10 protein-coding genes are annotated in these 15,115 nt (G+C 60.0%); 5 read left to right on the top strand and 5 right to left on the bottom strand.

Annotation, left to right across the window (positions count from 1 at the left end; all coding sequences use genetic code 11):
- Positions 1-221 precede the first annotated feature (221 nt).
- The 3 genes from ompA (LRL22_RS02770) to LRL22_RS02760 form a co-directional block, all read right to left on the bottom strand.
- Positions 222-1,220, bottom strand: coding sequence for a porin OmpA (ompA, locus tag LRL22_RS02770; protein ID WP_270904670.1), 999 nt, complete (start codon positions 1,218-1,220; stop codon positions 222-224).
- 309 nt (positions 1,221-1,529) lie between these two features.
- Positions 1,530-2,549: a porin OmpA gene (gene ompA, locus LRL22_RS02765; RefSeq protein WP_266134073.1), complete on the bottom strand. Its 1,020-nt coding sequence runs from the start codon at positions 2,547-2,549 to the stop codon at positions 1,530-1,532.
- A gap of 308 nt (positions 2,550-2,857) precedes the next feature.
- Complete coding sequence (locus tag LRL22_RS02760) at positions 2,858-3,454, bottom strand: hypothetical protein (RefSeq protein WP_270904669.1); 597 nt, start codon at positions 3,452-3,454, stop codon at positions 2,858-2,860.
- 258 nt (positions 3,455-3,712) lie between these two features.
- Here LRL22_RS02760 and LRL22_RS02755 point away from each other — a divergent pair, with 258 nt between their 5' ends.
- Positions 3,713-3,979 carry a helix-turn-helix domain-containing protein gene (locus LRL22_RS02755; RefSeq protein WP_005338367.1) on the top strand — a complete coding sequence of 89 codons (267 nt, stop codon included), beginning with the start codon at positions 3,713-3,715 and terminating at the stop codon, positions 3,977-3,979.
- Between the two features lie 200 nt (positions 3,980-4,179).
- Positions 4,180-5,520 (top strand): APC family permease, encoded by a 1,341-nt coding sequence (locus LRL22_RS02750; protein ID WP_270904668.1) that lies wholly within the window; start codon positions 4,180-4,182, stop codon positions 5,518-5,520.
- A 72-nt stretch (positions 5,521-5,592) separates the two neighbouring features.
- On the opposite strand, the gene LRL22_RS02745 is transcribed toward LRL22_RS02750, so the two are convergent.
- Both LRL22_RS02745 and LRL22_RS02740 read right to left on the bottom strand, forming a co-directional pair.
- Positions 5,593-6,468 carry a patatin-like phospholipase family protein gene (locus LRL22_RS02745; RefSeq protein ID WP_058057806.1) on the bottom strand — a complete coding sequence of 292 codons (876 nt, stop codon included), beginning with the start codon at positions 6,466-6,468 and terminating at the stop codon, positions 5,593-5,595.
- A 45-nt stretch (positions 6,469-6,513) separates the two neighbouring features.
- Entirely contained in the window at positions 6,514-8,052 is a 1,539-nt protein-coding gene (locus LRL22_RS02740; protein ID WP_270904667.1) for a sensor domain-containing diguanylate cyclase, read from the bottom strand.
- Between the two features lie 197 nt (positions 8,053-8,249).
- On the opposite strand from LRL22_RS02740, the gene LRL22_RS02735 reads away from it, so the two are divergent.
- The 3 genes from LRL22_RS02735 to LRL22_RS02725 all read left to right on the top strand — a co-directional run bounded on the left by LRL22_RS02735 (position 8,250) and on the right by LRL22_RS02725 (position 14,990).
- A complete protein-coding gene (locus tag LRL22_RS02735; protein ID WP_162895393.1) occupies positions 8,250-9,299 on the top strand; it encodes an efflux RND transporter periplasmic adaptor subunit in 1,050 nt (349 codons plus the stop codon).
- Positions 9,299-12,415, top strand: coding sequence for an efflux RND transporter permease subunit (locus tag LRL22_RS02730; RefSeq protein WP_270904666.1), 3,117 nt, complete (start codon positions 9,299-9,301; stop codon positions 12,413-12,415). The genes LRL22_RS02735 and LRL22_RS02730 overlap by 1 nt, the downstream gene beginning before the upstream one ends.
- 211 nt (positions 12,416-12,626) lie before the next feature.
- Complete coding sequence (locus tag LRL22_RS02725; protein WP_270904665.1) at positions 12,627-14,990, top strand: YgiQ family radical SAM protein; 2,364 nt, start codon at positions 12,627-12,629, stop codon at positions 14,988-14,990.
- Positions 14,991-15,115 lie beyond the last annotated feature (125 nt).

Below are 15,115 nucleotides of genomic sequence, written 5' to 3'. Positions count from 1 at the left end.
CGTCGATGTTTGGTGTAGTGGGGTTGCCTGCTGGTCAAACCCCACACTTATGTATAGGTGACGGGCTGTTTTTAACCACCAAAGAGGTATGGGGGGCGACACGCCGTGAACTAGGGCGCGAGACGGGAAGAGGAAGGGGGCAAAAGAGGGTACAAGGTGGGTGAAATAAGCGGCAAGAAAAAGGAGGCCAGGTGGCCTCCTTGTTATGTCGGACTGCAGGATTACTGTTGTACTTGCTGCACGCCGGTGACGCGTACTTCTACACGGCGATCCGGTGCCAGGCAGGTGATCAGCTGAGCCTTGCCCTTGACGCTGTTGCACTGGGTGCCGGTGACCGGATTGGCTTCACCGCGACCTTCGATGGCAACTTTGCCAGCCGGCAGACCTTTGCCAACCAGGAAGTCGGCCACGGTACGGGCACGCGCTTCGGAGAGTTTCAGGTTGTAGGCGTCAGAGCCGATACGGTCGGTGTAACCGACGACCACGGCGCTGCCATCTTTCGGCTGAACATCAACGATCTGCTGATACAGGGTGTTCAGCGCTGCGACACCTTCTGGCTTGAGGGTGGATTTGCCAAAGGCAAACAGCACGTCTGAACTCAGGGCGAAGTTCTTGTCGACCAGTACCGGCTCGGGAACCGGCTCAGGCGCAGGGGCGGCAACCGGGGCAACATAAGAGGTACGGTTCGGGTGCATCACCAGCTCCAGGGTCGCGATGCTCATGTCGCTCTCCCAGGTTTTCTGCTCGTCACCCAGATTCCACAGATAGCGGTAGCGTGCTTGCACATCGATAAGGTCGGAAAGCTTGGCAGTCAGACCCAGACCCGCCAGCGGCGCAGTGCCGTTGTCGCTGTTGCCATTGCCGTTGACGTGATTGAAGTAGGCACCACCTTCAGCAAACACCGAGAAGATGTCGCCCAGCGGCAGGCGGGCGATACCGGAGAGGGTGGCACCCTGGGTTTTGAAATCTGCACCGTCAACGCCCGCTTTACCGGCGTAGAGGTAGCCCAGCTCAGCTGCGTAGTAGTCGTTGAAGTTGTAACCGCCGAACAGGCTCAGCGCAGTGGCGTCTTTGTCAGTGTCTTTGCCAAAATCATCCAGACCGTGGGCATAAGCCCAACCTGCACCAACACCGGTGTACCAGTCATCGGCAGCCTGAGCTGTGGTACCTGTGGCGGCGAGCGCCAGTGCAATCAGGGTAGGAGCCATTTTGAGTTTCATCGGTTTATCCTCGTTGTGTTAGCCCATGTCGGGCAATGCACTTGTTTTTATTGCTGCGAAAAAACCGCCAGCAAAGTGGATAGCGAAGGCTTATGGACACTCATGAGGCAGTGGCGTCATGGACAACAGACCGGACAAGAAGCGCTTTTTAGTGCTTATCCAATACCTTACAGGCGCAACTACTTTATGCTTTCGAGACGGGGCAGGCAAGGGCAGGGAGGCGGGAATGAGGGATGCAAGCGAGAACGAGACAAACAAAAAGGGATGCCGCAGCATCCCTTTCTTTTGCATTATTTAAACGAGGTCAGATTATTGCTGAACTTCTTGTACGCCAGATACGCGAACTTCTACGCGACGATCCGGAGCCAGGCAGGAGATCAGCTGAGCTTTAGCGGTTACGCCGTTGCACTTGGTGCCGGTAACCGGGTTGGCTTCGCCACGACCTTCGATGGCAACCTTGCTGGCAGCCATACCTTTGCTCACCAGGAAGTTGGCAACGGTACGGGCACGGGCTTCAGACAGCTTCTGGTTGTACGCGTCGGAACCGATACGGTCGGTGTAACCAACAACAACAGCGTTGCCATCTTTCGGCTGGAACTCAACGATCTGCTGGTACAGCGCATTCAGGGCTGCAACGCCTTCCGGCTTCAGAGTCTCTTTGCCAAAGGCAAACAGCACGTCTGAGTTCAGTGCGAAGTTCTTCTCTACAACTTGCGGAGCAGGAGCCGGTGCTTCTTCAACAACCGGGGCAGCTACCGGAGCTACGTAGGAAGTGCGGAACGGGTGGTATACCGCTTCCAGAGTAGCGATGCTCTGGTTGGCCTTGTAACGCTCACCGTTGGCGTGCAGGTCAGCCACGTCCCACATGTAGCGGTAACGAGCTTGCAGATCCAGCGCGTCATTTACCTTGTAGGTCACACCGGCGCCAGCCAGCGGGGAAACTTTAGTGTCGCTGGTACCCAGACCATCGGTGTGACCCCAGTAGGCGCCGCCTTCAGCGAACAGGGAGAAGTCGTTGCCAACCGGCATACGGGCGATACCGGACAGGGTGGCGCCCTGGCTCTCGTAACGGTTGCCGTCGGTGTTGCCACGACCGGTGTACTGGTAGCCCAGTTCGGTACCGAAGTTCTCGGTGAAGTTGTAACCCATGAAGGCGTTGGCGGCAGCCGCGTCTTCCTGGCCTACATTGGTGCTTTCCAGCTTGTTCAGGCCGTTGAAGTGAGTAGCACCGACACCGGCACCGAAGTAGATGTCGTCAGCGGCGTGAGCAGCGGTAGCACCCAGAGCAGCCATGGCGATGGCGATCATGGAAGGAGCCATTTTCATCATAAAAAAATCCTCGTTGAGATCGCACGTTATTCACGTGCTTCACACTTTGTAATTTATGTAAGCTGCAGGCTCCGCCGTACGGCTGGCGTCGAGTCTGGCAGATGACCCGGTATAACCGGGTTGCACACTCTCCTGGTGTGTCGAGTGCGCTGGCATGGCACGCAATGCGTGAGAAACCACTGCCAGGCAACTGATGTCATTCCGATGACGAGGCGCACTCTATGCCGATTTTAAAACATGATCAAGCTCACAAATGAGCCTTGTGGCAAATTGTGTCGTGCCCTTAACTGGCTGTTTATCCAGATTAATTAGTGATCCAGATAGGCCCTGTGCAGTTTCTTCTCCAGCTTCATATAGGCCTGAACCCAGTCGCTATGCGGGTTGGCAGGATTCGCTCTGGCGGCAAAGACCGCAAGGTAATCTGCCTGGGTTGCGCTCTGCAGCAAGGGGGTAAATGTCATCAAGAAATGTCGGGCCAGATAGGGGTCAAGGGGCCAGATGTTGAGGATGGCTCGTGCCACAGGCTGAACCGCGGCTGAACAGATGAAATGGCGGTGTCCCGCCTCCAGCCAGTCGGCCATCTCGCACATGCCCGATTCAGCTACCAGACCACCATCACCCGGGGCGCTTGCCAGCGCAATAGACTGGCCATTTACCGTGGTGAGCTCTTCATTGTTATGCAGGGCACCATCGTGGCTGCGCAAGGGTAGGTTATGCGATTCCTGTTCAAGAAACAGGCTGCAGCTCTCCGGCAGGGCGGCCAGCAGTTCGCTGGCGTGGCTGGACATCAAGGCCGGAAGCCAGAATGCCTCGGCGCGATATTGTTCACCTTGCAGGCGCTGTTGTGCCAGTTCTTCTGTGCTGGATACGGGGTGCAGGCGAGAGATAATGCCGGGAAACGCCATACTTATTCCTCTTAATGGGTATCCGGCGGATTATACGAGTTATTGGGGGGGCCACAATAAAGGTTTCTTTTCGAGACTGTTTACCTGAGGCGGCTGAGCGATTACCATCCCCCCTTGAAGGCAAGGGTTGTCGCCGAAAGGCGCTCATAAGATAGAGGCTCGACCATAACGAGTCCGAACAAAACTGATACACTTGACTACGAGTCGTCGCGAAAAATAAAAGGCGGAGTAAATCCGCCAAACGGAGTATGGAACATTATGAATTCAAATATCGTCACTGTTGGCAAGAAGATCCGTCAGATCCGTGAAGCGGTCGGTTTGAGCCGTCCGAAGTTTGCAGATTTGCTGGGTGTTCCTCCCACCACGCTGAAAAACTACGAGCTGGGTTACCGTGAAGTTGGGGGCGCCTTCCTGGTTGCCCTGGCGCACCACCCGGATCTGCACAAGTTCACCCTCTGGCTGCTGGCAGACAAGAAAGTCGCCGAAATCGGCCAGATTGGTCCGGACGATCTCGCCAAGGCGTGATCATAGATGTGAATAGAAATGCCGCCTTCGGGCGGTATTTTTTTTGGGTCGCCGATCGATATTTTGATCTAACACGCTTTGAATTATCCATGCAGGCCAACGAGAATAAGCGGCCCCGAAAAGTGGGCCCCTGGTGGTATCTGGCCACCCGAACACTATTACATTCAGGATGATATGAGCAATCGGTATGGAGTATGGGTATGAGCAGTAACGAGTTGGATAAACGCTATGGCCTGATGACTGCCATTGCGATGGTAGTCGGCGTGGTGATCGGCTCCGGTGTCTTCTTCAAGGCCGATGATGTACTGCGTCTGACTGGCGGCAATCTGGCCATTGCGCTGCTGGCATGGGCGCTGGGGGCATTTTCGATGATCTTCGGCGCGCTGGTGTTTGCCGAGTTTGCCCAGCGGATCGAAAAGTCCAACGGTATCGTCGATTATGCCGAAGCGGCATACGGCAAAATGTTTGGTTATCTGGTGGGGTGGTTCAAAGGCGTACTCTATTACGCCCCTCTTTCCGCCATCCTTGCCTGGGTCGCCGCTCTGTACACCATGATCTTGCTCGGCAGTGATAATCCGACCAACTCTGGTGCGACCTGGATACTGGCGGCTGTCTATATGACGGTCACCTATCTGATCAACTTCTATACCCCGGCCCTGGCGGGCAAGCTGCAAGTGGGCTCTACCCTGATCAAGTTGATCCCGCTGATCCTGGTTGCCATTGTGGGCACCATTTCAGGCTTGCTCAATGGTGTCACCGTGACCAACTTTGTGCAGGCAATGGATGGGATAGGAAGCACCGGAGGCACGCTGGCCACAGCCGTGGTTGCCACCGCCTTCGCTTACGAGGGATGGATTGCCGCAGTGACCATCAACAGCGAAATTCGCGATTCCAAGAAGAATCTGCCCAGAGCGCTGGTGATTGGCACCCTGATAGTCTTTGTGGTCTATGTCACCTATTTTCTGGGGATCGCCAGCGTCTTGCCGACGGACGAGATAGTGGCGCAAGGGGATAACGCGGTAAATCTCGCGACAACCAGCCTGTTTGGCGGGACTGCCTCGACCATTTTGACCGTGTTCGTGATTATCTCCTGCCTCGGCACCCTCAATGGTCTGGTATTGGCGACCATGCGCATTCCCTACTCGCTGGCGATCCGCAATCAGGGGCCAGCCCCCAAGTGGATGAGCCGTATCGAACCGCATCACCACATGCCAATCAACTCGGCCCTCGCAGCAGCGCTGTTGTCGGTGATCTACTCAGTGCTGTGGTACTGCAGCATCAACGAGACATTCGGTCGTTACATCGCCCTGGACGAGATGCCGATCGTGCTGATTTATGGCCTCTATCTGTTCCTCTATGTCTGGTACATGCGCACCTTTACCGAGTTGGGCTGGATAAAGCGGTTTGTGATCCCGACCTGTGCCACCCTGGGCGCGCTCATCATTCTGTATGGCGGTATCACCAATCCCAGTCTGGGGCTCTATCTACTGGTCTCTGTGGGGGTGATTCTGCTCGGGTTGCTCTTCTACCGTAAGGAGTGACCGGGTAAGTGAGTTGAAAAAAAAAGCGCCGAATGGCGCTTTTTTCATATGTAAACCGCAGCATACCGACAACTAACTGCCCAGCAACCCGAGGCGGCCCAGTTCATCCTTGAGCTGATCGAGATTGCGCTCGACGCAGGCTTCCCCCTCGTTGATGGCATCGCTGGCGCGATGAAAATCCATGATGGAGAAGCTGCCAAGGCGCGGGCAGAGCTGGATCTCCGGCGGGTCACCGGCCATCCGGGCACGGGTGATCCGCTCCTGCATGATGTTGATGGAGCCACTCATCACGCTCCACAGACCCGGTGTGGCTGGCGCGGTTTCACCGCGATTGAGCCACTGGCTGAGCAGGCCGCCGCTGCCGGGTTGATCCGGCTCGTCGGTCCAAGGTTGGTGCATATCGGTGTTGAGGTTGACCGCAATCACCACCTCGGCCCCCATGGCGCGGGCCAGTGAGATGGGCACCGGATTGACCACGGCGCCATCGACCAGCCAGCGGTCGTTGATCCGGGTCGGGGTGAGGATCCCCGGCATGCCGCAGGAGGCGCGCACCGACTGGCGCAGCGGGCCCTGTTGCAGCCAGATTTCGCGGCCGGTATCGAGCTCGGTGGCGATGCAGGCGAAGGGAATGGGCAGATTCTCGAGATCGGGATCCCCCAGATGGCTGGCGGCAAGGCCAAATACCTTTTCGCCGCGAAACAGCCCGCCGGAGAGGGCCGGGTCGAGCAGGCTGACCACCTGCAGGCGGGTAAAGCCGCGCACCCAGGTTTCCAGCCGATCCAGTTCTCCTGCGGCATAGGCGGCACCGACAAAGCTGCCGATGGAGCAGCCAGCGATCAAATCCGGTTTGATGCCGAGACGTTCAAGGGCGCGGATGACGCCGATATGGGCCCATCCTCTGGCGGCGCCGCTCCCGAGAGCGAGCCCTACGCGGGGTTTACGTGGCACGACAGTCCTCCAAAAAGGGGTTGAGGGGTCAGCTTACTCCGAGAGTCAGGAGGCGTCACCCTGCCATCTTTCGCTGCGGTTGCGACCGTTGGCCTTGGCCTGATAGAGCGCCACATCGGCGCGGCGTACCGCTTCGTGCAGGGGAAGGTTCTCCTGGTGGGGGAGATAGCCGAGGCTGATGGTGACCTCCAGCTCGGGCTCGATGGCGGCCCAGTCGTGATCTGCCACCGCCTTTCTCAGCCGCTCCGCCAGTTCGCCGATCTGTGCGGCGTTACTGCGGCTAATCAGCAGCAGAAACTCTTCACCCCCCCAGCGGATCAGGCGATCAGTGGGCCTAAGCTGCTGCTGGCAGATCTGCACCAGCCGGATCAGCACGATATCGCCGACGGCATGGCCGAAGTTGTCATTGACCCGTTTGAAGTGATCCGCATCGAACATCAGGATCCCCGCTTGCAACCGGGACAGATCGCCCGCCTGTTCCAGCAGCACCAGATAGTGGCGGTTGAAGGCGCCGGTGAGGGCATCGTGGCAGGAGAGGTAATTGAGCCGCTGGTTGAGGCGATGGGATCTCAGGTTAGAGAGGGCGGCCAGCAGCATAAAGAGAATGGCGAGCAGGGTCGGCGTGGACTGGCAGAGCATGGCCCACACCAGCGGCAGCAGGGTGACGTTGTGCACCAGTCGCAACGGGGTATCGGGGATTGCCATGGTCAGCTGCAATGCCCCTTGTTGCCACTGGTATTCGTCGGTCGGCTCGGGGTCTTGTGGCACCACGGGTTGGTGTGCGCTGCTGGCCAGCACCTGATGGTACTGATTGAGCAGCAGATACTCACCCAGCGCTGGTGCCAGTTGATTGAGCTGAGATTGCAAGCGTGAGAGCAGGATGTCCATGCTGATCATCCCTACCAGCGAGCCGTCCTTGTAGAGAGGCTGGGACATGGTGACCATGGTGCCCAGTCCGGCAAAATCTTCGTAGGGGCGGGAGAGAATGGTGTCCCGGCTTGGGTTGGGTGACATCAGCGCATCCTGCCAGTAGTGCTTGTCATAGATGCTGCGGGCAAAGCGAAACTGGCTGGAGGGGATCCAGGGATAGAGGTAGATAAAGTTGTCCACCCCGGTGAAGTAGGCCCAGGCGATCTCGCTGCCCAGGCGCTGGCTTGCGGTGGACAGCAAGGGGGAGAGGCTCAGGGCCAAATGAAGTTGCGCCTCCCGCGCACTGCCGGGGGGCGGCAGCGGGCCGTCACCGGTGAGGTTGCCCGCCAGTCCGGCTGGTAAATCCCCGGGGAGCTTGTCGAGGGCCAGCCCCTCTGGCAGTACCTCGATATGGCGATAGAGCTGGCGGGTGAGCACCGACTGGGGATCGCTGCGCAGTCGCTCTTCGGCCTGCCCGCGCATCGCCTCCAGAAACACTTCGGTCTGCTTGAACCGATCCCGCAGGTAGATTGCGCTGTTGAGGGTATCGCTCTGGTAGAGGCGTTCTATCTGTTTCAGGCTTTGCCGCAAGGTCAGACCAATCAGCAGGATGACCACGGCAAACAGGAGCCAGGTCAGGCGTGTGAGAAAGCGGTGGTCAGACATTTTGGGCATAGGCAGTCAGTCGGGTTGCGAAGGAAATTGTCGTTAGTGTATGCGATGTGGCGTGAAAACAAACGGCGCGACCTGAAACAGAGTGAGCTTATCCCGCTCTTGTTACGTTTTGTCACATTTATACATAGTCACGGCATAGTCTGGGGCTAAAATGGCCCCAATCTGGATTTACCCTCTCACTCTTCATGGACTGTTCGATGAAAATGCGTATCTGGCTCGGCTTGGGCCTTCTTCTAATCGTGGTTGCCGGCGTCTGGGCGCTGCGTCACAGCGAACCCGCCGCCAAAGCACCGACCAGACAGGTCAATATCCGCACTCAAACCGTCAAGCAGAGTCTGGCCGAGCCGACCCTCAAGCTGGTGGGCAAGCTGGCAGCCAATCGCTCCGTCATCATCAGCCCCGAAGTGACCGGTCGCATCGTCAAGATTGCGGTGCAATCTGGCCAGAGTGTGGCGAAGGGGGAGACCCTTATCGCGCTGGATGCGGGCAAGCAGCAGGCGGAGCTGGCCGAGCAGAGCGCCAGTCTGCGCGACGAGAACCGCAAGCTGAGTGATATGCGCAAGCTGGTGGCCCGTGGCGCCGTGACCCAATCCGAGCTGGAGGGGCAGGAGGCCACCGTGGCCCAGGTGCAGGCACGCCTCGATGCCGCCCGCTACGAGCTCTCCCTGCGTACCCTGCAGGCGCCCTTTGCCGGTACCGTGAGTCTGATTGACTTGAGTGAAGGGGCGCTGGTCAACAGCGGCGATACCCTGCTGCATCTCGATGAACTGGACAAACTGCGCCTCGATCTGGCGGTGCCGGAGCGTTACCTCTCCCTGCTGCGCCCGGGCATGGCGGTCACCGCCACCAGTACCGCCTGGCCGGATCAGCAATTCAGCGGCACCCTGACCACCCTCGACAGCCGCGTCTCCAACGATACCCAGAACATCAAGGCGCGGGTGATGATCCCCAATGGCAACGGCCAGTTGCGCCCGGGCATGCTGCTCAATGTCGAGCTGGCGCTGCCTGCCCAGCAGCTCACCCTGATCCCCGCCCAATCGGTGGAGTATGCCGGTGAGCAGCGCTTTGTTTACCGTCTCGAGGCCGATGGTCGGGTCAAGCGGGTGCCTGTGGTGCTCGGCGAGACCGAAGGGGAGACCGTCTGGGTCACCGAGGGGCTGAAAGTCGGCGATCGCATCGTGGTCGAGGGGCTGGTCAATCTGCGTGATGGGGTACAGGTGCGCGATCTGGCCGAGGTGAACGGCTGATGTGGCTCTCCGATATCTCAGTTCGCCGCCCGCTGGTGGCGGTGGTGCTCAGCGCCCTGCTCACCGTGTTTGGTCTGGTCGCGTTCAGCAAGTTGACGGTGCGGGAGATGCCGGATGTGCAGATCCCGTCGGTCTCCATCACCACCACCTATGAGGGGGCGGCCCCCTCGGTGATGGAGAGTCAGGTCACCAAGCCCATCGAGGATCAGCTCTCCGGCATCAGCGGCATCAAGAACATCAACTCCATGACCCGCAAGGGGCGCTCGATGATCACCGTCGAGTTCAAGCTCGGCTGGAACATGGTGGAGGGGATCTCCGATGTGCGCGATGCTCTTTCTCGCGCGCGGCCCCGGCTGCCTGATGATGTGGACGAGCCGCTGGTGACCAAGGACAGCGGCAACGGCGATGTGGCGATCTGGCTCAACTTCAGCAGCAGCCAGATGGATCGCACCGCCATGACCGACTACGCCAACCGGGTGCTGGTCGACCCCCTGAGTCTGGTGGATGGCGTGAGCGAAGTGGCGCTCTCCGGCGATCTCACCCAGGTGATGTATGTGCGGCTGCGCCCGGCCGACATGGCGGCCCGTGGCATCACGGTGAGCGATGTGGAAGAGGCCCTCAAGCGCGAGAACATCGAGCTGCCGGGTGGCGAGATCCGCAACAACTCCATGACCATGGCGGTGCAGATCGCCCGTCTCTACCACACAGCGGAAGATTTCCGGCAGCTGCAAGTCACCACAGCCGCCAACGGCCAGAGCGTCTATCTGGCCGATATCGCCGACGTGGAGGTGGGAGCCAAGAACGAAGACAGTGCCTATCAGCGCAACGGTAAAGAGAGTCTGGGTATCGGCATCGTCGCCCAGTCCACCGCCAACCCGCTGGCGGTGGCGCAGGGGATCGAGAAGAAACTCGGCGAGATGCAGCGCTTCCTGCCGGAGGGGGCCAAGCTCGAGGTGGATTACGACTCCACCATCTTTATCAAGCAGGCCATCGACGAGGTGTACGAGACCCTGGCCATCTGCGCCGTGCTGGTGGTGGCGGTGCTCTATCTGTTCCTCGGGCAGGGGCGCACCACCCTGATCCCGGCCATTACGGTGCCGGTATCGCTCATCTCTGCCTTTATCGGCGCCTGGTATTTCGGCTTTTCCATCAACCTCATTACCTTGCTGGCGCTGATCCTTGCCATCGGCTTGGTGGTGGATGACGCCATCGTGGTGGTGGAGAACATCCACCACCATCTGCAGCGGGGTGAACCGCCGCTGCTGGCCGCCTGGCACGGCACTCGCGAGGTGGGCTTTGCGGTCATCGCTACCACCGCCGTGCTGGTGATGGTGTTCGTCCCCATCGCCTTTATGGATGGCATGGTGGGGCGGCTCTTTACCGAGTTTGCGATATTGCTCTCGCTGGCGGTGCTCTGCTCCTCGCTGGTGGCGCTGACCCTGACCCCGGCCATGGGCTCCTGGCTGATGCGCCCGCTGGATAAACCGAATCGACTGACCGCCGGGCTCGATCGCGGGCTCGGCTGGCTGGAGGGGCACTATCGCCACCTGCTGGCGTGGGTGCTGCGTCGCTCCCGCTGGACGCCGCTGGTGCTGCTGCTCTGTCTGGGCGGTATCGGTGCCCTCTTTACCCAACTGCCGACCAGCCTTACCCCGACCGAGGATCGCGGCGTCATCTATGTCTTCGTCAAGGGGGCAGAGGGGACCAGCATCGAGCGGATGAAGCGCAACATGCAGCAGGTGGAGTCCGCCATCATGCCGATGCTGGGCAAAGGGGTGGTGCAGGCGCTGAGCTTCAGCACTCCCGCCTTTGGCCGTGGCGGCGATCAGACCGGTATGGTGATCATCCAGCTCACCGACTGGGCCGAGCGCGACGTCACTGCCACCGAGTTCTCCCGCTCGCTGGGTGCCAAGCTCTCCGGCATTCCCGATGTGATGATCCGCACCTTCCAGCCCGGCTTCCGGGGTGGCTCCACCGCACCGGTGCAGTTTGTGCTGCAGGGTAACGACTATGGCGAGCTCTACCAGCAAGGGTTGGCGCTGCAACAGGCGGCGCAGGGCAGCGGCCTGATGCTGAGCCCGGATCTCGACTACGCCGAGAAGACCCCCGAGCTGCAGGTGACCATCAATCGCGACAGCGCCAGCCAGCTCGGCATTCCGGTCTCCACCGTGGCCAACAGCTTGCAGACCCTGCTGGGCGGGGCGAGCAAGACCACTTATGTAGACAGGGGCGAGGAGTATGACGTCTACCTGCGCGGCAACCAGACCGAGTTCAACGGCATCTCGGATCTCGGTCGCATCTACCTGAAGGCCGCCAACGGCGAGATGGTCAGTCTCTCGACCCTGGCGACCGTCAAGCAGGTGGCGACCGCCAACCGCCTCAACCACTACCAGCGGCAAAAAGCGATCACCCTGACCGCCGATGTGCACCCCGACCACACCCTGGGTGAGGCCCTCGATTTCCTCGATGGCTGGGCCAACGCCAACCTGCCCACCGGCATGACGGTGGATTACGCCGGTGATTCCAAGGATTACCGCGACAATCAGGGGGAGATGGTGTTGGTCTTTGGCCTCGCCCTGCTGGTGGTCTATCTGGTGCTGGTGGCCCAGTTCGAGAGCACCCTGACCCCGGCGGTGGTGATGGTGACTGTGCCACTCGGCATCTTCGGTGGCCTGCTTGGCCTCTGGCTGACGGGGCAGGAGATGAGCATCTACAGCCAGATCGGGATGATCATGCTGATCGGCATGGTGACCAAGAACGGCATCCTCATCGTCGAGTTCATCAACCAGCTGCGCCAGCGGGGGGAAGGGTTCGAGGAGGCGATCATCGCAGGCTCGGTGCGCCGTCTGCGCCCAATCCTGATGACCTCGCTCACCGCCATTATCGGCGCGGTGCCGCTGATGCTCTCCATGGGGGCGGGCTACGAGAGCCGGATGGCGGTGGGAACCGTGGTCTTCTTCGGACTGTCGCTGGCAACCCTGGTTACCCTGCTGGTGGTGCCCGCCATCTACCATCTGATCGCCCGTCACGCTGGCATGACAGGGGCGCGGGATCAGCAGGTAGACGAAGCACTGGCCGCCAGGGGGGCAGGGGAGTCGCACCCTCCGGCGCCCTGATCAGCGCCTTGGCCTCAATCCTGGCCTGAACCCTGACCTGCGCGCTCAAGCGGGGGCCGGTTATCAGCCTCATCATCACAAGGGCGCCTGCGGGCGCCCTTGCTATTGCGGGCGGCGGCCTATTCCGCGGGATCTATAGGGACAAAAAGCCATCGCTCCCCTTGGCCGCAACCGGTATAATGCGCGACCCGAATTTTTCCAGGTGTTCAAAATGCAGCCGGTTACCAACCTTTTCTCCTATCCCCGCTATTGGGCCGAGTGCTACGGCACGGCGCCCTTCCTGCCCATGTCCCGCAAAGAGATGGACAAGCTCGGTTGGGACAGCTGCGACGTCATTCTGGTGACGGGTGATGCCTATGTGGATCACCCGAGCTTCGGCATGGCGGTCATCGGCCGGATGCTGGAGGCGCAGGGCTTTCGGGTCGGCATCATCGCCCAGCCGGACTGGTCATCGAAGGATGACTTTATGCGTCTGGGCAAACCGAACCTCTTCTTCGGGGTGACCGCGGGCAACATGGACTCCATGATCAACCGCTACACCTCCGATAAAAAGCTGCGCCACGACGACGCCTATACCCCGGGGGATGTGGGCGGCAAGCGGCCGGATCGCGCCACCCTGGTCTATACCCAGCGCTGCAAGGAGGCCTTCAAAGAGGTGCCGGTGGTTATCGGCGGCATCGAAGCTTCCCTGCGCCGCATCGCCCACTACGACTACTGGTCCGAGACCATACGCCGCTCCATCCTGCTCGATGCCAAGGCCGATATCCTCATCTACGGCAACGCCGAGCGGCCGCTGGTGGAAGTGGCCCACCGCATCGCAGCGGGGGAGAGCATCGACACCATGCAGGATATTCGCGGCACCGCCGTTATCCGCAAGGAGCCGCTGCCGGGCTGGAAAGGGGTGGATTCGAGCAAGCTCGACCAGATTGGCCGCATCGATCCCATCATGAACCCCTATATGGAAGGGGCCCCATGCTCGGATGATGCCACCGACGCGGCTCCTGCCGCGCAGGAAGCCCAACCCGTGCTGGTGCAGCCGGCCAAGCCCAAGCCGTGGGAAAAAACCTATGTGAAGCTGCCGGCGTTCGAGCGGGTGAAAGAGGACAAGGTGCTCTACGCCCACGCCTCGCGCATTCTGCACCACGAGACCAACCCCGGCTGTGCCCGCGCCCTGTCGCAGGCTCACGGCGATCGCATCGTCTGGGTCAACCCGCCCGCCTTCCCGCTGGAAACCGAGGAGATGGACGGCGTCTTCGGCCTGCCCTACCAGCGGGTGCCGCACCCGGCCTATGGCAACGAGAAGATCCCCGCCTTCGAGATGATCAAGACCTCGGTCAACATCATGCGCGGCTGCTTTGGCGGCTGCTCCTTCTGCTCCATCACCGAGCACGAAGGGCGCATTATCCAGAGCCGCTCGGAAGAGTCGATCCTCAAAGAAATTGAAGATATCCGCGACAAGGTGCCGGGCTTTACCGGCGTCATCTCGGATCTCGGTGGCCCCACCGCCAACATGTACAAGCTGCGCTGCAAGAGCCCCAAGGCCGAGCAGACCTGCCGTCGCGCCTCCTGTGTCTGGCCCACCATCTGCCCGCACATGGACACCGACCACAGCCCGACCATCAACCTCTATCGCAAGGCGCGCGACCTCAAGGGGATCAAGAAGATCCTCATCGCCTCCGGCGTGCGTTACGACATCGCGGTGGAAGATCCCCGCTATATCAAGGAGCTGGCCAAGTACCACGTCGGCGGCTACCTCAAGATCGCGCCGGAACACACCGAGGAGGGGCCGCTCTCCAAGATGATGAAACCGGGCATGGGCAGTTACTACCAGTTCAAGGAGCTGTTCGACAAATACTCCAAAGAGGCGGGCAAGCAGCAGTACCTGATCCCCTACTTTATCTCCGCCCACCCGGGCACCACGGATGAAGACATGATCAATCTGGCGCTCTGGGTCAAAGAGAACCGCTTCAAGCTCGATCAGGTGCAGAACTTCTACCCATCGCCGCTCGCCAACGCCACCACCATGTATTACACGGAGAAAAACCCGTTAAACAAGGTGAGCCGCACCGGTGGCGATGTGTTTGTCGCCAAGGGCGAGCGCCGTCGCCGCCTGCACAAGGCGCTGCTGCGCTACCACGACCCCGCTGGCTGGCCGATGATCCGCGAAGCCCTGCTCGCCATGGGCAAGGGCCATCTGATTGGCAATGGCCCGGGTTGTCTGGTGCCGCCGGAAGGCCGCAACGAGCGTGCCGCCACTGGCAAGGGGATGAAACCGGCCCTGACCCGTCACAGCAACATCAGTCACCAGCGTGGCAATGGCACAGGCAACAAGCCGACCGGCGGCAAACCGGTGGGGTCCCAGCTGCACAAAGGCGCGGCTAATGGCAAAGCGGCCGCACAAGGCGAAGGCAAGAATGCTGGCCAGAATGCGGGTAAAAGCAAACCTGCCGGAAAACCCGCCCATAAGAGTAAAACCCCGACCCGCGCGGGCTCTGCCAAGCCGGGTGCCAAACCCGCCGCTCAAGGTGGCAAGCCTGCGGCTAAAGGAAATGGTGCCAAGCGACCGGCGCGGTAAGTTTTTCTGGTTGGAAAGCGATAGAAATAAAAAAGGCGACCAGATGGTCGCCTTTTTATTTATGAAAATATCTTCTGTAAAAATTATAACAAAAGCATCATGCAGATGATTTATTAATTATGATG

Source organism: Aeromonas sp. PI_26 (genome assembly GCF_027854445.1).
In the GTDB taxonomy this organism is placed as follows: Bacteria; Pseudomonadota; Gammaproteobacteria; order Enterobacterales; family Aeromonadaceae; genus Aeromonas; species Aeromonas veronii.
This window is presented reverse-complemented; position numbering and strand designations above follow the sequence as displayed.